At 68.7% G+C, this 24,014-nt stretch carries 22 protein-coding genes; 16 read left to right on the top strand and 6 right to left on the bottom strand.

From position 1 onward, the window contains the following. Positions 1-91 precede the first annotated feature (91 nt). The 3 genes from recF to dnaA form a co-directional block, all read right to left on the bottom strand. Positions 92-1,156: a DNA replication/repair protein RecF gene (recF, locus tag K343_RS23910; RefSeq protein ID WP_084615730.1), complete on the bottom strand. Its 1,065-nt coding sequence runs from the start codon at positions 1,154-1,156 to the stop codon at positions 92-94. A gap of 30 nt (positions 1,157-1,186) precedes the next feature. Then, positions 1,187-2,287, bottom strand: coding sequence for a DNA polymerase III subunit beta (gene dnaN, locus K343_RS0106330; protein ID WP_028007328.1), 1,101 nt, complete (start codon positions 2,285-2,287; stop codon positions 1,187-1,189). Positions 2,288-2,528: 241 nt separating this feature from the next. Beyond that, entirely contained in the window at positions 2,529-3,866 is a 1,338-nt protein-coding gene (dnaA, locus tag K343_RS0106325; protein ID WP_028007327.1) for a chromosomal replication initiator protein DnaA, read from the bottom strand. A gap of 193 nt (positions 3,867-4,059) precedes the next feature. On the opposite strand from dnaA, the gene rpmH reads away from it, so the two are divergent. The 5 genes from rpmH (at position 4,060) to mnmE (ending at position 7,917) form a co-directional block, all read left to right on the top strand. Further along, on the top strand, positions 4,060-4,197 hold the full coding sequence (rpmH, locus tag K343_RS0106320) for a 50S ribosomal protein L34 (RefSeq protein WP_020647841.1): 138 nt from the start codon (positions 4,060-4,062) through the stop codon (positions 4,195-4,197). 18 nt (positions 4,198-4,215) lie between these two features. Further along, the gene (rnpA, locus tag K343_RS23905) at positions 4,216-4,590 is read left to right on the top strand and encodes a ribonuclease P protein component (protein WP_084615729.1); all 375 of its coding nucleotides are present in this window, start codon (positions 4,216-4,218) and stop codon (positions 4,588-4,590) included. Then, positions 4,533-4,829, top strand: a complete 297-nt coding sequence (yidD, locus tag K343_RS0106315) for a membrane protein insertion efficiency factor YidD (RefSeq protein WP_084615728.1) — start codon at positions 4,533-4,535, stop codon at positions 4,827-4,829. The genes rnpA and yidD overlap by 58 nt, the downstream gene beginning before the upstream one ends. Positions 4,830-4,833: 4 nt before the next feature. Then, on the top strand, positions 4,834-6,495 hold the full coding sequence (gene yidC / locus K343_RS0106310; RefSeq protein ID WP_028007325.1) for a membrane protein insertase YidC: 1,662 nt from the start codon (positions 4,834-4,836) through the stop codon (positions 6,493-6,495). Between the two features lie 75 nt (positions 6,496-6,570). Next, positions 6,571-7,917, top strand: a complete 1,347-nt coding sequence (gene mnmE, locus K343_RS0106305) for a tRNA uridine-5-carboxymethylaminomethyl(34) synthesis GTPase MnmE (protein ID WP_028007324.1) — start codon at positions 6,571-6,573, stop codon at positions 7,915-7,917. Positions 7,918-8,045: 128 nt separating this feature from the next. Here the strand turns inward: mnmE and K343_RS0106300 are convergent, their stop codons facing one another. Then, complete coding sequence (locus tag K343_RS0106300; RefSeq protein WP_043112208.1) at positions 8,046-9,263, bottom strand: MFS transporter; 1,218 nt, start codon at positions 9,261-9,263, stop codon at positions 8,046-8,048. 96 nt (positions 9,264-9,359) lie between these two features. Between K343_RS0106300 and K343_RS0106295 the strand changes: the two genes are divergently transcribed. Further along, positions 9,360-10,292: a LysR family transcriptional regulator gene (locus K343_RS0106295; RefSeq protein ID WP_028007322.1), complete on the top strand. Its 933-nt coding sequence runs from the start codon at positions 9,360-9,362 to the stop codon at positions 10,290-10,292. A gap of 381 nt (positions 10,293-10,673) precedes the next feature. Continuing rightward, positions 10,674-11,381 (top strand): TorF family putative porin, encoded by a 708-nt coding sequence (locus K343_RS0106285; RefSeq protein WP_051278001.1) that lies wholly within the window; start codon positions 10,674-10,676, stop codon positions 11,379-11,381. A 67-nt stretch (positions 11,382-11,448) separates the two neighbouring features. On the opposite strand, the gene K343_RS0106280 is transcribed toward K343_RS0106285, so the two are convergent. Further along, entirely contained in the window at positions 11,449-11,943 is a 495-nt protein-coding gene (locus K343_RS0106280; RefSeq protein ID WP_028007320.1) for a GNAT family N-acetyltransferase, read from the bottom strand. Between the two features lie 334 nt (positions 11,944-12,277). Between K343_RS0106280 and kdpF the strand changes: the two genes are divergently transcribed. From kdpF to K343_RS0106230, 9 genes are all read left to right on the top strand, one after another. Beyond that, positions 12,278-12,364 (top strand): K(+)-transporting ATPase subunit F, encoded by an 87-nt coding sequence (gene kdpF, locus K343_RS25270; RefSeq protein WP_154654604.1) that lies wholly within the window; start codon positions 12,278-12,280, stop codon positions 12,362-12,364. Positions 12,365-12,385: 21 nt separating this feature from the next. Then, complete coding sequence (kdpA, locus tag K343_RS0106265) at positions 12,386-14,095, top strand: potassium-transporting ATPase subunit KdpA (RefSeq protein ID WP_028007319.1); 1,710 nt, start codon at positions 12,386-12,388, stop codon at positions 14,093-14,095. 32 nt (positions 14,096-14,127) lie between these two features. Beyond that, on the top strand, positions 14,128-16,176 hold the full coding sequence (gene kdpB / locus K343_RS0106260) for a potassium-transporting ATPase subunit KdpB (RefSeq protein WP_028007318.1): 2,049 nt from the start codon (positions 14,128-14,130) through the stop codon (positions 16,174-16,176). A 12-nt stretch (positions 16,177-16,188) separates the two neighbouring features. Continuing rightward, positions 16,189-16,773: a potassium-transporting ATPase subunit KdpC gene (gene kdpC / locus K343_RS0106255; protein WP_028007317.1), complete on the top strand. Its 585-nt coding sequence runs from the start codon at positions 16,189-16,191 to the stop codon at positions 16,771-16,773. A gap of 119 nt (positions 16,774-16,892) precedes the next feature. Beyond that, entirely contained in the window at positions 16,893-19,607 is a 2,715-nt protein-coding gene (locus K343_RS0106250; protein WP_028007316.1) for an ATP-binding protein, read from the top strand. Continuing rightward, entirely contained in the window at positions 19,604-20,314 is a 711-nt protein-coding gene (locus tag K343_RS0106245) for a response regulator (RefSeq protein ID WP_028007315.1), read from the top strand. Before K343_RS0106250 ends, K343_RS0106245 begins: the two co-directional genes overlap by 4 nt. A 2-nt stretch (positions 20,315-20,316) precedes the next feature. Beyond that, positions 20,317-20,775 (top strand): YiiD C-terminal domain-containing protein, encoded by a 459-nt coding sequence (locus K343_RS0106240; RefSeq protein ID WP_028007314.1) that lies wholly within the window; start codon positions 20,317-20,319, stop codon positions 20,773-20,775. Then, entirely contained in the window at positions 20,772-21,308 is a 537-nt protein-coding gene (locus K343_RS0106235; RefSeq protein ID WP_028007313.1) for an NUDIX domain-containing protein, read from the top strand. Before K343_RS0106240 ends, K343_RS0106235 begins: the two co-directional genes overlap by 4 nt. Positions 21,309-21,402: 94 nt before the next feature. Further along, on the top strand, positions 21,403-21,795 hold the full coding sequence (locus K343_RS0106230) for a YkvA family protein (RefSeq protein WP_028007312.1): 393 nt from the start codon (positions 21,403-21,405) through the stop codon (positions 21,793-21,795). Positions 21,796-21,832: 37 nt separating this feature from the next. On the opposite strand, the gene K343_RS0106225 is transcribed toward K343_RS0106230, so the two are convergent. After that, positions 21,833-23,998, bottom strand: a complete 2,166-nt coding sequence (locus K343_RS0106225; RefSeq protein ID WP_028007311.1) for an acetyl-CoA hydrolase/transferase C-terminal domain-containing protein — start codon at positions 23,996-23,998, stop codon at positions 21,833-21,835. Positions 23,999-24,014: the final 16 nt, after the last annotated feature.

The following is a 24,014-nucleotide window of genomic DNA, read 5'->3' as shown; positions in this document are numbered from 1 at the left end:
CGGGGTCGGCTCAAACGTGAAGAAGGCATTTTACCACCCCGGCACTCATCGCCTGTGTGCATAAGCTTGGGGATAGGCTTGTAATATGGGGTCAGAAACGCACCGTTCCATGTTCCACGTGGAACACGGCGGGATCGAGACGCTTCAGCGCTGCATTCAGCTCGAACGCCGTCATGAACACCTGCCCGGCATAGGCCGCCAGCGCCCCCAGCAGATTGTCCAGATACGGTTCCGCGAGTTCGGCGGCAACATCATCGACTAATAGAATCGGCGCAATGCCGGTCTGCCGGTGAACTTCCTCGCACTGCGCGAGCAGCAAGGCCGCCAGCAACAGCTTTTGCTGGCCGCGGCTGATGCGATGCCGGATCCCGCGATCATCGGCGCGGATGCGCAGCTCGGCACGATGGGGACCGTTCAGGGTCGTGCCGAACTGCAGATCGCGCTTGCGCTGCTGGGTCAGCGCTTCCCGCAAGCTTATGCCTGCCGGCCAGCCGCGCAGCAGCTCGAAGTGCCACTCGCCTTCACGCATGAGCGCGTCGATCCGCTCGGTGGCACGCGGTGCGATCTGTTCCAGGTGCCGCCGGCGCAGCGCGTCGAGCTGCTCGCCGGCCTCCGCCAGCTCCGGCTCCCAGGCCGCGAGCTCGCGTTCTCCACGCTGCTGACGCAGCAGCTGGTTTCGCTGCCGCAGCGCCCGGCGGTAGCGGCGCCAGACGTCCAGAAACGAGTGTTCCACGTGGAACACTCCCCAATCGATAAAGCTGCGCCGATACGTCGGTCCATCCTGGACGATGCGATGCATGCCCGGCTCGAGGATCTGCGTCGGACATAGCCGCAACAAGTCCAGCGTCGTCGCCGCTGCCCCGTCGAGTCGTGTCTCGAGGCCCTGACCGTCCCAGCGCATGCCGAGTGAGTGCCCCAGGGACGACGCAGACGCATAACGTCCGAACAGCGTCCACTGCCGGCTCTCCCGCCCGGCCAACTCCTGAGAACTGCTGCCACGAAACGAACGTCCGCGATTGAGAACGTAGATCGACTCCAGCAGCGTCGTCTTGCCGGCCGCATTCTCGCCCACAAACAAATTGAGCCTGCCGGGAATCAGCAGGCTCAGGCTTTGCAGCGAACGGAAGTTGTCAGCCTTGAGCTGCGCGAGCCGCATGGGTCTCCACGTCGATCGCCGTGCCGCGGCTCAGAGTCGCATCGGCATGACGACGTACTTGCTCGCAAGACTGTCGGCGGCATGTATCAATCCGCTCGAATCCGCGTTCTTCAGCTCCATCACGAACTGCTCGCTGTTCAGTGCGCCGAGCGCATCGAGCAGATAGTTGACGTTGAAGCCGATCTCGATCGGGCCGCCTTCATAGCTGACCTCGAGATCCTCCTCCGCCTCCTCGTGCTCGGGATTGTGCGTCTGCAGGCTGAGCTTGCTGCCCTCGATCGTCAGACGCACGCCGCGGAACTTCTCGTTCGAAAGGATCGCCGTGCGGGCCAGCGCCCGCTTCACGGTTTCGCGGTCGGCCTGCAGCTTCTTGTCACCCGATTCCGGCACCACCCGCTCGTAGTCCGGGAAGCGGCCATCGATCAGCTTCGTCGTCAGGCGCACCACGTCCAGATCGACTTCGATCTGCGACGCTCCGATCTTCACCGTCGCCGGCTCCTCGGTTGCGTCGAGCAGACGCTGCAGTTCCAGCACCGCCTTGCGCGGCACGATCACCTGCAGTTTCTCGCCCACGCCGGTCTCGACTTCAATCTCGCTCAGCGCCAGACGATGCCCGTCGGTGGCAACCGCGCGGACGCGCTTGGCGTCGACTTCAAGCAAGGTGCCGTTGAGGTAGTAACGGACATCCTGTTGCGCCATCGCGAACTGCGTGCGCTCGATCAGGCCCCGCAGCTGCTGGCGCGGCAGGCTCAGCGTCTTGCCTTCGCTGACGCGGCCGAGCGCCGGAAACTCTTCCGCCTTCAGGCAGGACAGCGAGTAACGACTGCGCCCGGACTTGAGCAAGGCTTTGTCGCTGCCGACATCCAGGCTGATTTCGGCCCCTTCAGGCAGACCACGGCAGATATCGAAGAGCTTGCGGGCCGGGACGGTCGCCCGGCCCGGCGCCAGATTCTGCACGCGAGCCCGGGCCTCCAGCTCGATCTCCAGATCGGTGCCGGTGACGATCAGCTCGTCATCTTTGAGTTCCAGAAGGAAGTTCGACAGGACCGGCAAGGTCTGCCTGCGCTCGACGACGCCAATGACCGCCGACAGCGCCGACAGCAATTCATTTCGCCCCACTTGCAGTTTCATAGCCTTATCCCATCACCCTTGTCTTTCGAACAAATTCAAATCTAACAACAATAGACTCGCGACAGTGCTGTGGATATCTAATTTATATGTATAAAAATTAAATACTTACAGCAGAACTACAGAACCTGTTCATACTCCAAGAAGCCCCCTTGGATCCTGTGCATAAAATCTGGACTGATTTTATCCACAGCTTGTACCAAGCCGTGCCCCCATAGTCGTCCCTGTTCCGGCCCACAGCTTGTCAAAAACCGAGCTGCCGTTGCAGGTTTTCGTAGTCTTCCCGGTACTTCACATCTTCTTCGCGCAGCTCGGCGATCTTGCGGCAGGCATGCAGCACGGTCGTGTGATCCTTGCCGAAGGCTTCGCCGATCTCGGGCAGCGAGTGCTGCGTCAGTTCCTTGGCCAGCGCCATCGCCACCTGACGCGGCCGCGCCAGCGAGCGCGTACGGCGTGGCGAGTTCAGGTCGGCGACGCGGATGTTGTAGTACGCCGCCACCGTGCGTTTGATGTTGTCGATCGTCACCATGCGCTCGTAGGCCGCCAGCATGTCCTTGAGCGTGGCGCGCGCGAATTCGACGGTCAGCGGTTCGCCGCGCAGGCGGGAACTGGCCGACAGGCGCAGCAGCGCACCCTCCAGTTCGCGCACGTTCGAGCGCACGCGCTGGGCGACGAACAGTGCCACTTCCTTGGGCAACGCGACCTTGTTCTGGTCGGCCTTGGCCAGCAGGATCGCGACGCGCGTCTCCAGATCCGGCGGCTCGACCGCGACCGACAACCCCCACGTGAAACGCGATTTCAGTCGGTCGTCGATGCCGTCGACGTCCTTCGGATAGCGGTCGGACGTCAGCACGATCTGCTTGCGGCCGTCGATCAGCGCGTTGAACGTGTGGAAGAACTCTTCCTGGGTCCGTTCCTTGTGCGCGAAGAAATGGATGTCGTCGATCAGCAGCGCGTCGATCGAGCGATACAGGTTCTTGAACTCGTCCATGCGGCCGTGGCGGATGGCGGCCGTGAACTGGTTCATCCACTGCTCGGCGCCGACATAGACGACGCGAGCACGGCGGTCAGCCTGCAGCGCGTTGCCGACCGCGTGCATCAAGTGCGTCTTGCCGAGGCCGGAGCTGCCGTAGATCAGCAGCGGGTTGTAGGTGCCGCCCGGCTCCTCGACGACATGCTGGGCTGCCGCTCGCGCGTGCGAGTTCGACTTGCCTTCGATGAAGTTCTTGAAGGTGTAGTCCGGGTTCAGCTTTCCGGACGGCAGCGGTGCCGGTTCCTCGACCGCGGGTGCCGGTTCGACGCCGGCCGGACCGCTGCTCGCCGCAGCGCGCGCATCGACTGCGCCGACAGCAATCTCGACCTCGCTGATGTCGCGGCCGCCGCTGACCTTGATTCCGCGACGGATCAGCTCGAGAAAGTCCTGGCGGACACGTTCGAGCACCATGCGGTTCGGCGCCAGCAGCGTGAGGCGATCGCGTACGAAAACGGGTTGCAGCGGGCGAATCCAGGTATGGATGTCGCGGTCCGGCAATTCACCTTCCAGCCAGCGCACGCACTGCGCCCAGAGATCCTCTTCTTGCATTGATTTTTGGGTGTGAGACGCGGTCGTGGGCACGACCGTGCAACGGTGGGAGCGCGCGCGGGCGCCGGACCGGAAGTTTATAGTTTCGGTCACAACTTATCCACAGCTTTGCGCAAGCGGTGGCCTTGAACACATTTCCGCCAGCCGGTACACTCCGCGCCCTTTTTGTGTTTGCCAACCGTTTAGGTGATTCATGTCGAAGCGCACTTATCAGCCGAAGAAGCTGCGTCGCAAGCGCACGCACGGGTTCCGTGCCCGCATGGCGACCAAGGGCGGTCGTCTGGTGCTGTCGCGCCGCCGCGCCAAGGGTCGCAAGCGCCTCGTTCCGTAAGGCTCGGAGTTTTCGCGAATGACGGCGCGCTTTCCGCGGCGCGCCCGCTTGCTGAAACCCGCCGAATTCAAGGCTGTCTTCGAGCGCGGGTTCCGAGTACACGAACGGGGTTTGACGGCAGTGGCCGCCGTCAATAAGGTCGGCCACGCCCGACTCGGTCTGGCGGTCTCGAAGAAAGCGCTTGCGCTGGCAACCGATCGCAACCGGGTCAAGCGTCAGGTCCGCGAGAGCTTCCGCCTCCATCAGGCGCGACTGCCGAGTGTCGATCTGGTCATTCTCGTCAAGCCCGGCAGCCGGATACTCCAGTCTCCGCTGCGCCAGAGCCTGGAGCGATTGTGGACCCGTATCTCAGCTTCATCGGTCGTCTCGTCGGCCGCTGCGCCATCGTCCTGATCCGCGGCTATCAGCTGCTGTTGAGCCCGTTGCTGGGCCCCCGCTGCCGCTTCTATCCGAGCTGCTCGCACTACGCGGTCGACGCGATCGGCCTGCACGGTCCCTTGCGCGGCGGCTGGCTCGCCTTGCGCCGCATCGGCCGCTGTCATCCTCTCAACGCCGGCGGATACGATCCTGTCCCGCCCCCACCGCCGGGGCGCCGTGCCTGCGCCTGCGGTTCCGCTCACCACGAAGCCTGAAACGATGGAAAACCGTCGCTTTATCCTGATCGCGCTGCTCGGCGTCGTTCTTTTCTTCCTCTACCAGGCCTGGCAGAAGGACTACGGCAACCACCAGCCGTCGCCCGTCGCGGATGAATCCGCACCGGCGCCGGCTGATGCCGCGGCGCCCAGCGCGGCGACGGTGGCCGCGACCGAGGCCGGCGACGAGCCGGCGCCGGCGTCGACGGCGGCGCCCGTGCAGCGCATCCGCGTCGAAACCGACGTCTACATCGCCGAGATCTCTACGCTCGGCGGCGAGCTGCGTCGTCTCGAACTGCGCCAGTACCCGGCGGCCAAGAACAAGCCCGAACCGATGTCGCTGCTCGACGATCGCAACGGCCGCCTGTTCGTGCTGCAAAGCGGCCTCGCCGGCTCCGACAAGGCGCTGGTCACCGACAAGACGCCGTTCAGCAGCGCGCAGGCCCAGTACCAGCTCGCCGAAGGCCAGGACACGCTCGACGTGACCCTGAGCTATCAGGGCGCCGACGGCCTGCAGGCGCAGAAGACCTATCGCTTCCACCGCGACAGCTACCAGATCGAGCTGAGCCAGACGATCCGCAACGGCAGTGGCGCCGAGCTCACGGTCAGCCCGTATGCGCGATTGGTGCGCAACGAGTTCAAGCCCGACGGCGAACCCAAGTTCGCGCACACCTTCACCGGTGTCGGCTTCTATCAGCAGTCGGAGCCGGGCAGCGACAGCTACAAGTTCAAGAAGACCGCGCTCGACAAGCTGGCATCCGACGGCTTCGACACGCAGCAGACCGGCGGCTGGATCACCATCCTGCAGCACTACTTCGTCGCCGCCATCGTGCCGCCGGCGGGCGAGACGCTGCGCTACAGCGCGCGTCCGCGCGAGGCCGGCGGTTACCGTGCGCAGGTGGTCGGCGCCAGCGTCGCCGTGCCGGCCGGCGCCGAGCACCGGTTCGATACCAAGCTCTATGTCGGCCCGAAGCTGCAGGACCGCGTCGACGATGTGGCGCCGGGCTTCGAGCTGACGCTGGACTACGGCATCCTCAAGGCGATCGCCCGGCCGATGTTCTGGGTGCTCAAGCTGTTCCACACCTGGACCGGCAACTGGGGCGTCGCGATCGTCCTGCTGACGATCGTCGTCAAGCTCGCGCTGTACAAGCTGTCCGAGGCGCAGTACCGCTCGATGGCGAAGATGAAGGTCTTCGGCCCGAAGATCCAGGACATCCGCGAGCGCTATGCCGACGACCGCGAACGCCTGCAGAAGGCGATGATGGATCTGTACAAGAAGGAGGGCTTCAACCCGCTCGCGGGCTGCTGGCCGATCCTCGTGCAGTTCCCGATCTTCATCTCCCTGTACTGGGTGCTGCTCGAATCGGTCGAGCTGCGCCAGGCGCCGTTCATGCTGTGGCTGCAGGACCTGTCCGCGCCCGATCCGTTCTACGTGCTGCCGGTGCTCTACGGCATCACGATGTTCATCCAGCAGAAGATGTCGGGCAACACGGCGATGGACCCGACGCAGCAGCGCGTCATGCAGATCATGCCGATCGGCCTGACCGCGTTCTTCGCGTTCTTCCAGTCCGGCCTCGTGCTGTACTGGGTCGTCAACGGCCTGATCAGCATCGCCCAGCAGTGGGTCATCACGCGGCGCCTCGCCGGCGAAGGCCTCAAGCGCTAGCCTGCCCGACCGCGCGCCGGCCGGCACCGGCGCGCGGTCGATGCCGCGGCGCTCCGGCTCGCTAGACTCGCCGGTATGCCGATTCCGAACGACACCATCGTTGCCGTCGCCACCGCTCCCGGTCGTGGCGGCGTCGGCATCGTGCGCCTGTCCGGTCCGCGGGCCGCCGCGATCGCCGCGCAGCTCGCCGCGCCGCTGCCGCCGCCGCGCACGGCGGCGTTGCGGCACATCCGCGCCGCCGACGGCAGCGTGCTCGACAGCGGCCTGCTGCTGCATTTCCCCGCACCGCACTCGTTCACCGGCGAGGACGTCGTCGAGCTGCAGGCGCACGGCAGTCCGGTCGCGCTGCAACTGATCGTGCAGGCCGCCTGCGCGGCCGGTGCGCGCCTGGCGCGGCCGGGCGAGTTCTCCGAACGCGCCTTCCTGAATCAGCGCATCGATCTCGCCCAGGCCGAAGCGATCGCCGATCTGATCGATGCCGCGACGGCCGAAGCGGCGCGCGCCGCGCAGCGCTCGCTCGAAGGCGAGTTCTCGCGCCGCGTCGAGGCGATCGCCGCGCAGCTCGTCGAGATCCGCATGTACGTCGAAGGTGCGCTCGACTTCTCCGATGAGGACGTCGACTGGCTGGCCGACGGTGCGCTCGGCACCAGGCTCGAAGCCGCGCGCGCCGCGCTCGACGAGCTGCTGGCGCGGGCCGCGCAGGGCCGGCGCCTGCGCGACGGCTACACCGTGGCGCTGACCGGCCGGCCGAACGTCGGCAAGTCGACGCTGCTCAATCGCCTGGCCGGCGCCGACATCGCGATCGTCACCGAGATCGCCGGCACCACGCGCGACGTGCTGCGCGAGAACCTCGATCTGCGCGGTCTGCCGGTGACGCTGGTCGACACCGCAGGCCTGCGCGAGTCCGACGATCCGGTCGAACGCGAAGGCATCCGCCGTGCGCGTCTCGCGCTGGAGCAGGCCGAGCTGGCGCTGTTCATCGTCGATGCGCGCAGCGGCCTCAGTGCCGAGGACCGGCGCCTGCTCGAAGCGCTGCCGCCGTCGCTGCCGCGGCTGATCGTGCACAACAAGTGCGATCTGGTCCCGACGCTGGGTACGCGTGCGGAGAGCGCGGACGAACTGCATCTGTCGGCGGCGACCGGTGAAGGCATCGAAAGCCTCATCGACGCGATCCACCGCCACGCCGGCCTGCACGCCGGCGGCGAAGGCGCGTTCTCGGCGCGCACGCGCCACGTCGAGGCGCTGCGCCGCGCCGCCGCGCATCTGCGGCAGGCTGCGCAGCGCCTGTCCGAGCGCTCGATGCCCGAACTCGCCGCCGAGGACCTGCGCCTGGCGCACGAAGCGCTCGGCGAGATCACTGGGCGCTTCACGAGCGAGGATCTGCTCGGGCGTATCTTCGCGAGCTTCTGCATCGGCAAGTGAGGCGCTCCGTGTCGCGCTGCGCCAGCGGCGCGCGCCGACTGATCTTCGCCAGCTCTGCCTGAATGTCGGACAAGCGACGGCGGCCGCTTCGTTGCCGGAGCGGCCGCCGTGAATCCGCGTGACGCGGCTCAGTCGCCTTCGCGACGGCCGATCGAACGTGCCGCGAGCGCTGCCAGCGCGCCGCTCGTGGCGACCGCGACGACGCCCGGCCAGCCCCATTGCGCGAGCGCCAGACTGCCGAGCGCGGCGCCGCTGGCCATGCCGACGAACATGCCGGTGAACAGCAGCGCGTTGAGGCGGCTGCGCGCGCCGGCGTCGAGGCCGTAGACGATGGTCTGATGCGCGACCAGCGCGGCCTGGATGCCGAAGTCGAAACCGATCGCGCTCGTCGCGATCAGGCCGATCTGGGCCTGCATCGACAGCAGCGGGCCGACCGCCATCGCCGCGAACGACAGCGCCGCGAGTCCGGCACCGAGACGCGCGACGCGATCCGGCCCGTAACGGTCGGCGAGGCGGCCGGCGAGCGGCGCCGCCAGGGCGCCGGCGGCGCCGGCCAGGCCGAAGGCGCCGGCCGCCGCGCTGCCGAGCTGGAAGCGGGCGTGCAGCATGATCGCGAGCGTCGACCAGAAGGCGCTGAAACCGAGCGACAGCAGCCCTTGCGACCAGGCCGCGCGGCGCAGCGCCGGATGCTGGCGCCACAGCCGCAGCAGCGAATGCAGCAGCGCGCCGTAGTGCAGCTGTGTGGTCGGCCGGAAGTGCGGCAGGCCGCGCCAGGCGGCGACGCCGATCGCCGCGATGCTGAACGCGGCGAGGACATAGACCGCGCGCCAGCCGAGATGCTCGGCGAGCAGGCCGCTGATCACGCGCGACAGCAGGATGCCGAGCAGCAGGCCGGTCATCACCGTGCCGACGATCCTGCCGCGATGCGCGTCGGGCGCCAGCGTCGCGGCGGCCGGCACGATGTCCTGCGCGAGCGTCGCCGTCAGGCCGACCGCGAGGCTCGCCGGCAGCAGCCAGCCGATGCCCGGCGCCGCTGCGCTGAGCAGCAGCGCGAAGCTCAGCAGCACCGCCTTGGCGACGATGATGCGGCGCCGGTCGTAGCGGTCGCCGAGCGGTGCGAGCAGCAGGATGCCGAGCGCGTAGCCGAGTTGCGTGAGAGTCGGCACCAGGCCGACGAGCCGGCTGTCGCTGTGCAGATCGGCGCCGAGCACGCCGAGCATCGGCTGGCTGTAGTACAGCGAGGCGACGCTGAGCCCGGCCGCGGTGGCCAGCAGCAGGATCAGCGAAGGCGCAAGGTTCGCGGTCGGTGCAGAAAGGTTTGCATGCATGGGTTGAATGGTAGACATCGAGCGGCTCCAGTCTGGAAGCGACGTGCGCATTGTCCTTAGGCGGCTGGCGGCCTGGTAGGCGCGTCCTCTGCAGATCTGCTATACGCTCCGCGCATGGCCGTTGCTTCGTACACGCCGGGAACCGACCGCCTCGAACTGATGCAGACCTTCGTGCGCATCGTCGAGGCCGGCAGTCTGTCGGCGGCCGCCGAGCAGCTCGGCACCACGCAGCCGACGGTCAGCCGTCGCCTGCAGACGCTGGAGCGCGCGCTCGGCCTGCGTCTGCTGCAGCGTTCGACGCACGGCCTGCGCATGACGCCCGACGGCGAGCGCTGCTACGCCGGCGCCAAGGCCCTGCTCGACGACTGGGAAGCGCTCGAAACCGAGCTGCGCGGCGCGCAGGACGAGCCGGGCGGGCGGCTGCGCGTGGTCGTGCCGCACGCGTTCGGTCAGGGCCAGCTGATCGAGCCGCTGACCGACTACCTGCGCCGCTATCCGCGCGTCTCGGTCGAGTGGCTGCTGCATGATCGTCAGCCGGATTTCATCGCCGATGGCGTCGACTGTGCGATTCACGTCGGCGCCGTCGACGATCCGGCGGTCGTCGCGCAGCGGCTCGCCGAAGTGCCGCGCATCGTCGTCGCAGCGCCGTCGCTGCTCGGCGAAAACCCGCTGCCCGAGGCGCCACAAGCGCTCGCCGCACTGCCCTGGCTCGCGCTGCGCACCTTCTATCGCGACGAGGTGTCGCTGATCCGCCCGCAGGACGGCGCCCGCGAGCGCTTCGCGATCCGCCCGCGCCTGGCCACCGACAGCCTGTACGCGCTGCGCACCGCGGCGCTCGCCGGCCTCGGCGCGGCGATCGTCTCGGCCTGGCTGGTCGCCGACGACCTCGCGCGCGGCGAGCTGCGCCGCCTCGCGCCGCAGTGGGAGGCGCAGCCGCTGCCGGTCTACCTCGTCTATCCGCAGGCCCGCTTCTACCCGGCGCGCCTGCGCCGCTTCCTCGCGCTGATGCGCGAGCGCATGCCGATGATCGACGGCATGCGGCCCTGACCCGCATAAACCGACGCGGTTCGGAGCGGCACCGGCGTTCCATTTCGCGGAGCGGACAACGCTCCCGGTGCTGCACGACTTCCGCCGTCTTTGGGCCGGTCGACGCCGTATACGGGTTTCCTATGCGCCGTCGTGCCGTCCAGCCTCGAATTCCTACGGGCGTCGCGATTCCAATACCGACGCCGCATCCGCGGCCGCGTATCGGATTCGCCATGAGCAGCTTGTTCTTTCTCGGCCTGGGTGTGAGCGGTGTGGTGCTGCTGTTGCTCTATGCCCGCAGCAAAAGCCGCCGCCAGCGTCAGTTGTACCGGCGCTCCCGCTCCTGAAGGCGGGCCAGACCGCCGTCTCCGATCGCGCCATCCATCCGCGCGAGGTTTTTCCATGCATCTACTTACCAGCTTCCCGGCAGCGGCGTTCATCGCGGCTGCCTCGCTGGCGGCGCCGGCCGCCGCCACGGCATCCACCGCCACAGGCAATGTCGGCGCCTTCAGCGAATACCTGTATCGCGGTGTCGAGCAATCGAACGGCGCCGCGATCCAGGGCGGGATCGACTACGCGCACGACAGCGGCCTGTACATCGGCACCTGGGCGTCGAACACCGATTTCGCCGGCAGCCAGGGCACGGTGTCGGACGAGATCGACGTCTACGGTGGCTGCACGCATTCGTTCGGGGCGGTGACGATCGACGTCGGCGCCTACTTCTACTACTACCGCGACGATACCTCGCTCGACACCATCGAGTACTACCTCGGCCTGAGCGCCGGCCGCTTCGGGGCCAAGGCCTACTACACCGGCGACTACTTTGGCACCGACGAGGACGGCTTCTACGTCACGGCCAACTATGCGTTGCCGCTCGGCGATACGCTGGCGCTGACGCCGCAGGTCGGCTACAGCGTCGGCGATGGCCCGCGCGCGTTCGTGGTCGCGGCCTTCGATCCGGAGCCATCCGACCATTACCTCGACTACAGCCTGACCCTGACCAAGACGCTGGACGATGGCCTGAGCTTCTCGCTGGCATTGATCGGCACTGATCTGCACGACGACGACGAAAAGGTGGTCGTGGGCCTGAAGAAAACGTTCGAGCTCTGACGTCTTCGTTCCGCGTAAGGCAAAAGGGCCGCAGCGATGCGGCCCTTTTTGCTGCGGATTCCCGCGTTCACGCCGGGCGCAGCGGGACGACCCTGGCGCCGTGACGGGCAATGTCGTGCGCCGGCGGGTGCTGCGCGACGTCGATCTCGAGCGTGATCGCGTAGTCGCGATAGCCGACGGAGCGCCAGAAGGCGAGCCCGCCGGGGTTGGCCGTCAGCGCTTCGACGGTCAGGCGCTTGCCGGCCGGCCAGATCCGCCGCCGCAGCAGTTCGACCGCGGAGCGGCCGACACCGTGGCGCCGCGCGTTCGGCAGGACCATGAATTGACGCAGGTAGATCTCCGCGGCGTGCTCGCGGAACAGCGCATACGCGCGCAGATGGCCGGCGGCACTGAACAGCACCGCCCGATAGCGTCCCGAGCCGAGCCAGCGCTGGAAGCGCCGGCGCAACTCGACCGGGTCGGTCGGCCCGGTATCGGCACCGTCCCGTATCAGTTGCAGATTCAGCCAGGCCAGGGCCTTGCAGTCGTCGAAGCTGGCGTAGCGGTATTGCAGGGCGTCCACCCGAAACCTCCGGTCTCGCCGCCGAGCGCGGCCCCGGCATTACAGGATTGCGGGACGTAGGAAAACGAGATCGGACGATGCGCGCCGGCATAGGCGCGGCATAGGAATCCGGCGCCGCGCGGCGGATTTATATGCGTTCTATATGCCCGGCGACGCGCCGGCGTCTCGAATTACTACGCGCTCAAGCGCTCCAATGGCGCCTGCCGCAAAGGGCGGTGACCACTCAAGGAGTCGGACCCATGGTCGACTTCATCTTCCTCGGACTGGGCGTGATCGGCTTCGCGCTGATGCTCGTCTACGTGCGCATCTGCCAGAACCTCTGAGTCGCACGGCCATGCTCGATGACATCCTCGGCGGCTGCGTCGCCGCATTCCTCTTCGTCTACCTCGTCTACGTGCTCGCACGTCCCGAGAAGTTCTGATCGCCGACCCGGGAGCCTGTGATGACCGTCAACGGTTGGCTGCAAATTCTTTTCTATTGCGCGCTGCTGCTGCTGAGCGTGCGGCCGCTCGGCGGCTATCTGCATCGCCTGTTCGCCGGCGAGCGGGTGCTGCTCACGCCGGTGCTCGGCCCGGTCGAGCGCGGTTTCTATCGCCTGGCCGGCGTCGATGCGAAGCAGGAGCAGGGCTGGCTCGCCTACGCGATCGCCATGCTGGTCTTCAACCTGCTCGGCTTCGTGCTGCTGTACGCGATGCTGCGCACGCAGCAGTGGCTGCCGCTGAATCCGCAGCAGCTGCCGAATCTGCCTGCCGATCTCGCATTCAATACGGCGATGAGCTTCACGACCAACACCAACTGGCAGGCGTACGGCGGCGAAGCGACGATGAGCTATTTCTCGCAAATGGTCGGACTCGCCGTGCAGAACTTCCTGTCGGCGGCGACCGGCATCGCGCTGGCGCTGGCCTTGATCCGCGGCTTCGCGCGCAAGTCGGCGCAGGCGATCGGCAACGCCTGGGTCGATCTGACGCGCGCCACGCTGTACCTGCTGCTGCCGGTCTGCCTGGTGTTCGCCGTGGTGCTGATCTGGCAGGGCGTGCCGCAGAACTTCGCCGCCTACACCGAGGCGACGACGCTGGAGGGCGCCAAACAGCTGATCGCGCAGGGCCCGATCGCCTCGCAGGAAGCGATCAAGATGCTCGGCACCAACGGCGGCGGCTTCCTCAATGCCAATTCCTCGCATCCGTTCGAGAACCCGACGCCGCTGAGCAATCTGGTCGAGATGCTGGCGATCTTCCTGATCGGCGCCGCGCTGACCGACGTGTTCGGCCGCGCCGTCGGCAACCGCTGGCAGGGCCACGCGATCCTCGGCGCGATGATGGTGCTGTTCATCGCCGGCGTCGCCGCGGCGTACTGGGCGGAGAGCGCGGCGCCGAATGCGCTGGCGCATTTCGACGCCGTGCAGGCCACCGGCAATCTCGAAGGCAAGGAGACGCGCTTCGGCATCGCCAGCTCGGCGCTGTTCGCGGTGATCACCACGGCCGCGTCGTGCGGCGCCGTCAATGCCATGCACGACAGCTTCACCGCGCTCGGCGGCGCCGTGCCGCTGCTCAACATGATGCTCGGCGAGGTCATCATCGGCGGCGTCGGCGCCGGCTTCTACGGCATGATGCTGTACGCGCTGATCGCGATCTTCATGGCGGGCCTGATGGTCGGCCGCACGCCGGAGTACGTCGGCAAGAAGATCGAGGCGCGCGAGATCAAGCTCGCCTCGCTCGCGGTGCTCGCCACACCGCTGGCGATCCTCGGCTTCACGGCGATCGCCTGCGTGCTGCCGGCCGGCCTCAAGGGGCTCGCCAATGCCGGCCCGCACGGCTTCTCCGAAATGCTCTACGCCTACAGCTCGGCCGCCGCCAACAACGGCAGCGCGTTCGCCGGCCTCTCCGCAAATTCGGTCTTCTACAACGTGACGCTCGGCCTGGCGATGCTGATCGGCCGCTTCGCGATCATCGTGCCGATGCTGGCGATCGCCGGCAGCCTTGCCGCCAAGAAGCAGGTGCCCGCCTCGGCCGGCACGCTGCCGACCGACGGCGGTCTGTTCGTCGCGCTCGTCGTCGCCGTCGTCCTCGTCTTCGGCGGTCTTACCTTCCTGCCGTCGCTGGTCCTTGGCCCGATCGCCGAGCACGTGACGATGCTCGCCGGCAGCCGCTACTGAGGCCCGTGTCCCGGCCTACCAGGAATTCCTTCATGAAACCCGTTCAAGCCTCCGCGTCTTCCGGCTTGTGGATCGGCGCGCTCGTGGATGCCGCGCGCAAGCTCGATCCGCGCCGCCTGATCCGCAACCCGGTGATGTTCACGACCGGTCTCGTCGCCTGCGTCGCCACCGTGCTGTTCGTGCGCGATGCCGTCGGCGGCGCGCCGCAGCTGCTGTTCTCCGGACAGATCATCGTCTGGCTGTGGTTCACGGTGCTGTTCGCCAACTTCGCCGAGGCGCTCGCCGAAGGCCGTGGCAAGGCGCAGGCGGCGGCGCTGCGGCACACGCGCACGCAAACCCGCGCGCGGCGCCTGAATCGCAACGGCGGCGATGCCGCGTTCACCTGGGTCTCGGCCACCGAGCTGCGCGCCAACGATCTGGTGCGGGTGGAGGCCGGCGAATTCATTCCCGGCGACGGCGAAGTCGTCGAGGGCGTGGCGACCGTCGACGAGTCGGCGATCACCGGCGAATCGGCACCGGTGGTGCGCGAATCCGGCGGCGACCGCTCGGCCGTCACCGGCGGCACGCGCGTGCTGTCCGACTGGATCAAGATCCGCATCACCGCCGCCGCCGGTTCCAGCTTCCTCGACCGCATGATCGCGCTGGTCGAGGGCGCGGCGCGGCAGAAGACGCCGAACGAGCTGGCGCTGAACGTGCTGCTCGCCGGCATGACGCTGATCTTCATCCTCGCCTGCGCGAGCATCCCGAGCTTCGCCGCATACGCCGGCGGCCAGGTGTCGGTGATCGTGCTGATCGCGCTGTTCGTGACACTGATCCCGACGACGATCGGCGCGCTGCTGTCGGCGATCGGCATCGCCGGCATGAACCGTCTGGTGCGCTTCAACGTGCTGGCGATGTCCGGCCGCGCCGTCGAAGCCGCCGGCGACGTCGACACGCTGCTGCTCGACAAGACCGGCACCATCACGCTCGGCAATCGCCAGGCCGCCGACTTCCTGCCGGCGCCGGGCATCGAGGCGCGCGAACTCGCCGAGGCGGCACAGCTCGCCAGCCTCGCCGACGAGACGCCGGAAGGGCGCTCGATCGTCGTATTGGCCAAGGAGCGCTTCGGCATCCGCGCGCGCGATGTCGCCGATCTGCACGCGCGCTTCGTGCCGTTCAGCGCGCAGACGCGCATGTCCGGCGTCGATCTCGACGGCGGCGAGATCCGCAAAGGCGCGGTCGACGCGATCGTCGAGTACATCAAGGCGCATGGCCACGGCGAGCCGGTGCCGGGGGCGGTGCTCGAAGACGTCGAGCGTGTCGCCAAGGCCGGCGGTACGCCGCTGGCCGTGGCGCGCGACGGCCGCGTGCTCGGCATCGTGCATCTGAAGGACATCGTCAAGAACGGCATCAGGAGCCGCTTCGCCGAACTGCGCCGCATGGGCATCAAGACGGTGATGATCACCGGCGACAATCCGCTGACCGCCGCCGCGATCGCCGCCGAAGCCGGCGTCGACGACTTCCTCGCGCAGGCCAAGCCGGAAGACAAGCTGGCGCTGATCCGCAGCGAACAGGCGCAGGGCAAGCTGGTGGCGATGTGCGGCGACGGCACCAACGACGCGCCGGCGCTGGCGCAGGCCGATGTCGGCGTGGCGATGCAGACCGGCACGCAGGCGGCGCGCGAGGCCGGCAACATGGTCGATCTCGATTCCGATCCGACCAAGCTCATTGAGATCGTCGCGATCGGCAAGCAGCTGCTGATCACGCGCGGCGCGCTGACCACGTTCTCGGTGTCGAACGACGTCGCCAAGTACTTCGCGATCCTGCCGGCGATGTTCGCGACGATCTATCCGCCGCTGGCGGTGCTCAACATCATGAAGCTCGGTTCGCCGCAGTCGGCGATCCTGTCGGCGACGATCTTCAACGCCCTCATCATCCTGCTGCTGGTGCCGCTGGCGCTGCGCGGCGTGAAGTACCGGCCGGCGCCGGCCGCCAGCCTGCTGGCGCGCAATCTGGCGATCTACGGCCTCGGCGGCCTCGTCGCGCCGTTCATCGGCATCAAGCTGATCGACCTCGCGCTCAATGCCATCGGCCTCGTCTGAGGAAATACGACCATGAAAACCGTCCTGCGTCCCGCGCTCGTCATGCTGCTGCTGTTCACGCTGCTGACCGGCGTCGCTTATCCGCTTGCCGTCACCGGCCTCGGTCAGCTGCTGTTCCGCGAGCAGGCGAACGGCTCGCTGCTCGAACGCGACGGCCAGCTCGTCGGCTCGGCCCTGCTTGGCCAGAACTTCAGCGCCGAGCGTTATTTCCACGGCCGCCCGTCGGCGGCGGGCAGCGCCGGTTACGACGCCAGCTCATCCAGCGGCAGCAATCTCGGACCGTCGAGCCAGGCCCTGCAGGATCGCATCGCCGGCGATGTGGCCAGGCTGCAGGCCGAGAACCCGGGTGTGCCGGTGCCGGCCGATCTCGTCACCGCCTCGGGCAGCGGGCTGGACCCGCACATCTCGCCGGACGGCGCGCTGTTCCAGGTACCGCGCGTCGCCCGGGCGCGCGGTCTCGACGAGGCGAAGCTGCGCGCGCTGGTCGCGGCGCACGTCGAGGGGCGCACCCTGGGATTGCTCGGCGAGCCGCGCGTCAACGTACTCGAACTGAACCTGGCGCTGGATGCCGCCGCTGCGCCGAAGTCGGGGGAGTGATCCTGCGGCCCGCGACCGGCCCCGCGGCCGGCGGCGCCGGGCCGCCCTTTTGGCGCATCGCCGCCGGCGCCATACTGCACGCGTGATCCGCACCCGCCCTCTAGCCGACGGAACCTGCCGTGAACGCCGATCCGGCCGCGTCTGAGGGCGCGCGGCCGTCGCCCGACGCGCTGTTGCAGCAGGCGCAACAGGAGGGTCGCGGCAAGCTGAAGATCTTCCTCGGCGCCGCGCCCGGCGTCGGCAAGACCTACGAGATGCTGCAGGCGGCCCGGCGCAAGCGCGCCGAGGGCGTCGACGTAGTCGCCGGCATCGTCGAGACGCACGGCCGCAGCGAGACGGTGGCGCTGCTCGAAGGGCTGGAGGTGCTGCCGCGGCGGCGCGTGCCGTACCAGCAGCGCGAACTCGACGAGATGGATCTCGACGTGCTGCTCGCACGCCACCCGCAGCTGGCGCTGGTCGACGAACTGGCGCACACCAACGCGCCGGGCTCGCGGCACCCGAAGCGCTGGCAGGACGTGGTCGAACTGCTCGACGCCGGCATCGACGTCTACTCGACGCTGAACATCCAGCATCTCGAAAGCCTCAACGACATCGTCGCCAGCATCACGCATGTGCGCGTCCGCGAGACGGTACCGGACTCGGTGCTCGAAGCGGCGCACGACATCGAGGTCGTCGATATCACGCCGACCGATCTGATGCAGCGTCTGCGCGAAGGCAAGGTCTATCGCGGCGAGGCCGGCGAACGCGCGCTGCAGCACTACTTCACGCCGTCCAATCTGACCGCGCTGCGCGAGCTGGCACTGCGCCGCACCGCCGACAGCGTCGACGAGCAGTTGCAGCAGCAGCGCCGCGCGCGCGGCGTCGAGCAGGTCTGGGCGGCCGGTGACCGCGTGCTGGTCTGCATCGACGAATCGCCGGCCGGCGAGGCGCTGGTGCGGCACGCCAAGCGCGTCGCCGACCGTCTCGACGCGCCGTGGACCGCGCTGCATCTCGAAACCGCACGCAGCCTGCAGCTCGGCGACGCCGAGCGCGCGCAGATCGCCGCCACGCTGCGGCTTGCCGAACAGCTCGGTGCCGACACCCAGACGCTGCCCGGCGGCATGGGCATTGCCGACACCGTGCTGCGCCTGGTGCGCGAGCACAACGTCACGCAGCTGATCGTCGGCAAATCGCAGCGCTCGGCGCTCTTCGAGTGGCGGCATGGCTCGGTGGTCCGCGAGCTGGTACGCAAAGCCGACGGCATCACGGTGCAGGTCCTCGCCGCCGCCCCGAACGTGCGGCAGCGTCAGCGCCAGCGCGATGCCGGCCGGATCGAGCGGCGCTGGTCCTGGGGCGCCGGCGCCGACCACGCCCATGCGCTGCTGTATGCCGGCCTGGCCGCGGCGCTGGCGCTGGTCGTCGACCGCTGGCTCAGCGTGCCGAATGTGTCGATGGTGTTCCTGCCGGCGGTGATTCTTGCCGCCACGCGCTCCGGCCTGGTGCCGGGCCTGGTCTGCGCGCTGGCCAGCGCCACGCTTTACAACTTCCTGTTCCTGCCGCCGCTCTACACCTTCACGATCGGCGACCCGGCCAACGTCGTGGCCCTGATCGCGTTCCTGCTGACCGCGGCGTTCACCAGCCGTCTGTCGGCGCAGGCCCGCGATCAGGCGCGGCTGGCCAGCGATCAGGCGATGCTCAACGGCGAGCTGCTGCAGTTCAGCCGCCAGATCGCCGGCCTGCGCCGGCTCGACGAGCTGATGGGCATCGCTGCCAAGCGCATCGCGCAAATGCTCGGCGTCGAGGCCGTGCTGCTGTCGTCCGATCCGGACGGCCTGCGTCTGCGCGGCGCCTCGTCGCCGCAGGCGGTGCTCGACGAGGCCGATCTGGCCGCCGCCAACTGGTGCCGCGACAAGGCGCAGCCGGCCGGGCGCGGCGCCGACACGCTGCCCGGCGGCAGATGGCTGTTCGTGCCGATGCTGTCCGAGCAGGCGGCGGTCGGCGTGATCGGTGTGCGCGGCGACGAGCGCCTGCGCCTCAGCGCCGGCCAGCGCCGCCTGCTCGACGCGCTCGCCGATCTCGTCGCGATCGGCACCGAGCGCATCCGCCTGGCCAAGGACGTCGACCAGGCGAAGATGCTGGCCGAGACCGAGAAGATGCGCGCCGCGCTGCTGACCTCGGTGTCGCACGATCTGCGTACGCCGCTGGCCAGCATCCTCGGCGCGATCACCAGCGTGCGCTCCTACGGCGCGCTCTACGACGAGGCGGCGCGCGACGAGCTGCTGGCGACGGCGCAGGACGAGACCGAGCGCATGAGCCGCTTCGTCGCCAACCTGCTTGACATGACCAAGCTCGACGCCGGCGCGCTGCAGGCCAAGCGCGAGCCCTGCGATCTGCATGACATCGTCGCCGGCGCGGTGCGGCGCACGCAGAAGCTGCTCGCGCAGCACCGGCTGGTGGTCGATCTGCCGCGCGATCTGCCGTTCGTGCTCGCCGATGCGGCGCTGCTCGAACAGGTGCTGGTCAATCTGCTCGACAACGCCGCCAAGTACGCGCCGGAAGGCAGCGAGATCACGATCGCCGCCCGCCAGCACCGCTATGCGCTGACGCTGTCGGTCGGCGACCGCGGCGCCGGCGTGCCGGCGGCCGAGCAGGATCGCATCTTCGACGTGTTCTATCGCGTGCGGCAGGCCGACCGCCAGCGCGCCGGCACCGGCCTCGGCCTGACGATCTGCCGCGGCTTCGTGCAGGCGATGGGCGGCAGCATCCGCGTGCGCAGCCGCGACGGCGGCGGCGCCGAGTTCGAGGTGGAGTTCCCGGCCAGCCTGGTCGTCGCCGTGAAGGCGGTGCCGGCATGAGCCTGCACGCCGCGCGCATCCTCGTCGTCGACGACGAGAAGCCGATCCGCAAGCTGCTGCGCACCACGCTCGCCGCCCAGGACTACGAGGTGCTCGAAGCCGGCGACGCGCGCAGCGCGCTGCAGCTGCTGCGCGAACAGGCGCCGGATCTGCTGATCCTCGACCTCGGCCTGCCCGACCGCGACGGCCTCGACCTGCTGCGCGAGATTCGTGCAGCCTCCGATCTGCCGGTGCTGATCCTGTCGAGCCGCGACTTCGAGGCCGCCAAGGTGCAGGCGCTCGACGAGGGCGCCGACGACTACGTCGCCAAGCCGTTCGGCACCGAGGAGCTGATGGCGCGCCTGCGCGCCGCGCTGCGCCATCGCGTGCAGCGCCAGGGCGCGCGGCCGCTGTATCGCAGCGGCCCGCTCAAGGTCGATCTGGTGCGGCGCCTGGTGTGGGTCGGCGACGCCGAAGTCAAGCTGTCGCCGAAGGAATACGCGCTGCTCGAACAGCTGGTGCTGCACGCCGGCAAGGTGCTCACGCACCGGCATCTGATGAAGGCGGTGTGGGGCGAGGCGGCCGATACCGACGTCCAGTACCTGCGCATCTACGTGCGCCAGCTGCGCCAGAAGCTCGAACGCGACGCCGCGCAGGGCGCGCTGATCCAGACCGAGGCCGGCGTCGGGTATCGTTTGCGCGAATCCGATCCGCCGATCCCGTCCTGACGATGTCCGAACCTCTCGCGCCGCCGCCCGGCGCCGACGCCCTGACCCGCTTTCTGCACGAACAGATTCCGCTGACCGCGGCGATGGCGCTGCGCGTGCTGCAGGCCGACGCGCAGGCGCTGCGCGTCGCCGCGCCGCTGGCGCCGAACCGCAATCCGCACGGCACCGTGTTCGGCGGCAGCCTGGCGACGCTCGCGATCGTCGCCGGCTGGACGCTGCTGTACCGCGCGCTCGCCGCCGAACAGCTCGCCGCCTCGCTGGTGATCCAGCACTACGATTGCGACTACCTGCTGCCGGCCGACCGCGAGTTCGTCGCCGAGGCGCGGCGGCCCGACGACTGGCCGCATTTCGTCGAGACGCTGCGCACGCGCCGACGCGCGCGCTGCGACGTCGCCGTGCAACTGTCGTGCGATGATCGCGTCGTTCTCACCGCCCAGGCCCGCTACGCCGCCCGTCTATGACTTCGCCGAACGCGACCACCTACCGCTACTGCCCGCGTTGCGCGGCGCCGCTCGAATCCGAGGCGCACGGCGGTTTCGACCGCCGCGTCTGCCGGAGCGAAGGCTGCGGCTTCATCTTCTGGGACAACCCGACGCCGGTCGTCGCCGCCGTCGTCGAGCACGAGGGGCAGCTCGTGCTGGCGCGCAACGTCGCCTGGCCGTCCGGTATGTTCGCGCTCGTCACCGGCTTTCTCGAAAAGAACGAGATTCCGGCCGAGGCCGTGCAGCGCGAGGTCGAGGAAGAGCTGGGTCTCACCCCGCTCGGCGCCAGCTTCATCGGCCACTACGGCTTCGAACGCATGAACCAGCTCATCATCGCCTTCCACGTGCCGGCGCGCGGCACGGTGCGGCTCAACGAGGAGCTGGCCGAATGGAAGCACGTGGCGTTCGAGCGCGCCGCGTACTGGCCGGCGGCGACCGGCCTGGCGCTGCGCGACTGGCTGCGCGGGCGCGGCTACGAGCCGCAGGAAATGCCGCTGCCGAAGCGCGGCTGAGACCGCGCAGCCCTCGCCGCTTGTCGCCGGAGCAGGCGCTCCATCCGGCGCCGGATCAGGCGGCGAGCGCTTCTGCGCGCCGTATGCTGGCGCGATGAAAGCCTTCCTGAAGGGGCTGCGCGGCTGGGCGCTCGATTTGCGTGCGCAGCTGCGTGTCGCCTATTTCGCGGCGCGCGATCCGCGCCTGCCATGGGCCGCGCGCCTGCTCGCGCTCGCCGTGGTCGCCTACGCGCTGAGTCCGATCGACCTGATTCCGGACTTCATCCCGGTGCTCGGACTGCTCGACGATCTGCTGATCGTGCCGCTGGGCCTGGCGCTGGTGCTGCGCCTGACGCCGCCGGCGGTGCTCGACGCGGCGCGCCGTCGCGCCGCCGCGGCCGGTCGTCTGCCGGCCAGCCGGGTCGCGGCGCTGGCGATCGTCGCGCTGTGGCTGCTGCTGGTCGGCCTCGCCGCACGCTGGGCCTGGCGGCGCTGCAGCGGCGGTTAGCGGGCCGCGCGCAGCGCCGGCTGCTACGCGGCGCTGCTCAGCCGAGGCCGCGCTCGCGCAGCGCGTCGACGACCAGCATGCGCGCGACGCGGTCTTCGAGGCGCTTCGGCGCCGTCAGCTGCAGGCGTTCGAGGTAGGGCTGCAGCGCCGGCGTGATCGCGCCGGCGTCGAAGCGCAGCAGCTGCATCAGCAGTTTCCATTTCGGCGTCGTCGCCGCGCGGCTGCGCACGCGACCGAGCGCCGGCAGCAGCGCACGCTCGGTGGCGTCGAAGTCGCTGCCGAACGGAAACAGCGGGAACACCGTCGCGCTGCGATGCGCGGCGAGACGCGCCTCCAGCGTCTCGGGCGTGTTGTGGCGGAAGGCCTCGGGAACCCGCCAGCCGGCTTCGATCTTGCCGACTTTCTGCGCCTGCGCGAGCAGGCCGTCCTGGAAGCGCGAGTCGGCGATGCAGATCAGCGCCTTGGCCACCGCGTTGTCGGTCTGCGAGCGCAGGTCGGCGATGCCGTACTCGGTGACGACGAGGTCGCGCAGGTGGCGCGGAATCGTCGTGTGGCCGTAGTTGAACAGCACGTTGCTGCACGGCGTGCCACCGTTGTCGCGCACCGCGCGCAGCATCAGGATCGAGCGTCCGCCGTCGAGCTGATGGGCCTGCGCGACGAAGTTGTACTGGCCGCCGACGCCGGACACGACGCGGCCATCGTCGAGGCCGTCGGCGACGAAGTTGCCGGACAGCGTCACCATCATGCCGGTGTTGACGAAGCGCGCGTGCCGCCGCTGCAGCTGGTAGAGGCGCGGATTGCGGTCGAGCTGGTTGATCTTGTCGACGCCGGTCATGCAGATCGACGCGCGCGTGTCCTCGTCGAAGTCGCGCAGACCCTGGTAGAAATCGCGCGGACCGAGGAAGAAGCCGCCGTGCAGGACGACGCCGTGGCGCAGCCGCGTGCCGAGGCATTGCGCGCCGATCACGGCGCGCGCCTGCGGGTCGGCGATGTTGGCGACCACGCGCGTGCCGTCCGGGGCGATCAGGTAGCCGCGCTCGTAGCGCGTCGCGTCGTTGAAGAAACCGTGGTGCTGCAGGATCTCGAAGTCCTGCGTGCGGATCACGCGCACGCCGAGCGCGTCGAAGGCGTCGAGCACCGAGGCTTCGAGTTTCTGCGGATCGCAGCGGCCCTCGTCGACCAGCTGCTGCAGCGCCCAGAAATCGTAGACGCGGCGCTTGAGGATGCCGTCGCGCAGCAGATGCCAGAAGCCGTCGACGAACATTTCGGTGGCGCCGTAGACGCCTTGTGCGAACGGCTCCAGACCGCCGGTCTCGTGCACCAGCGCACCGTGGCGGTCGAGCGTGCCGAAGTCCTCGACGATGCGCCGGTAGCGCGCGTTGTCGCCGTGGCGCAGCTGCAGCGCGTGGACGATGGCGTCGCCGAGGCTGCCGATGCCGAGCTGCAGCGTGCCGCCGTCGCGCACCAGCGTGCTGACCTGCAGGCCGATCGCGTAGTCGGCGCTGGCAACCGGCATCTTCGGCGTCGAGAACAGCGGCGTCGTGTAGCGCGGATGCTCGACGAGATAGTCGAAGCGTTCCGGCGGCAGCTCGGCGTCGTGGCCGAAGTACGGCAGCGACTGGTTGACGACGCCGATCACCAGGTGCGGGCGTCCGCTCTGTTCGAGCAGACGGATCACCTCGGGCCCGGTGTCCGGATTGCAGGACATCGAGTAGCGTGGCCCGTCTGCCGTGTCGCGCCGGCAGACGATCTGCGCGACGACGTTGCAGCCCTGGTTGAAGACGTCGCGCGGCGCGTGCGTGTAGTTGCTGCTGATGTAGTCGCGCTGCGCTTCGGCGTTGCCGAGCATCGCGCCGGTCAGGAAGAAGAATTCGCAGATCTCGACGTTCGCCGGCAGGCGCCGCGCGTGCTGGTCGCGCACGTAGTCGAGTTCCGGCACGCCGGCGAACACGCGCTCGACGAACGGCTGCATGAAGGCGCGCTCGAGGCCCGGCGCCGCGGCGGGCCTGGCCAGCGACAGCGCGGTGAAGATCTTCAGCTGCAGCGTCGGATCCTGCTGCGCGCGCCGGTACAGCGCGTTGGTCAGCTCGACCGGCTTGCCGAGCCCGAGCGGAATGCCGAACACGATGCGCTTGCCGACGCGCTCGATGATGTGGTCGACGGCGGTTTCGACATCGTCCAGGGGCACGGCGGCGCGGCGCATCGGCAGTCCTCGTCTG

It is taken from the genome of Solimonas flava DSM 18980 (genome assembly GCF_000426685.1).
In the GTDB taxonomy this organism is placed as follows: domain Bacteria; phylum Pseudomonadota; class Gammaproteobacteria; order Nevskiales; family Nevskiaceae; genus Solimonas; species Solimonas flava.
Note: the sequence above shows the minus strand (reverse complement) of the source record. Positions and strands in the feature narration are given on the sequence as shown.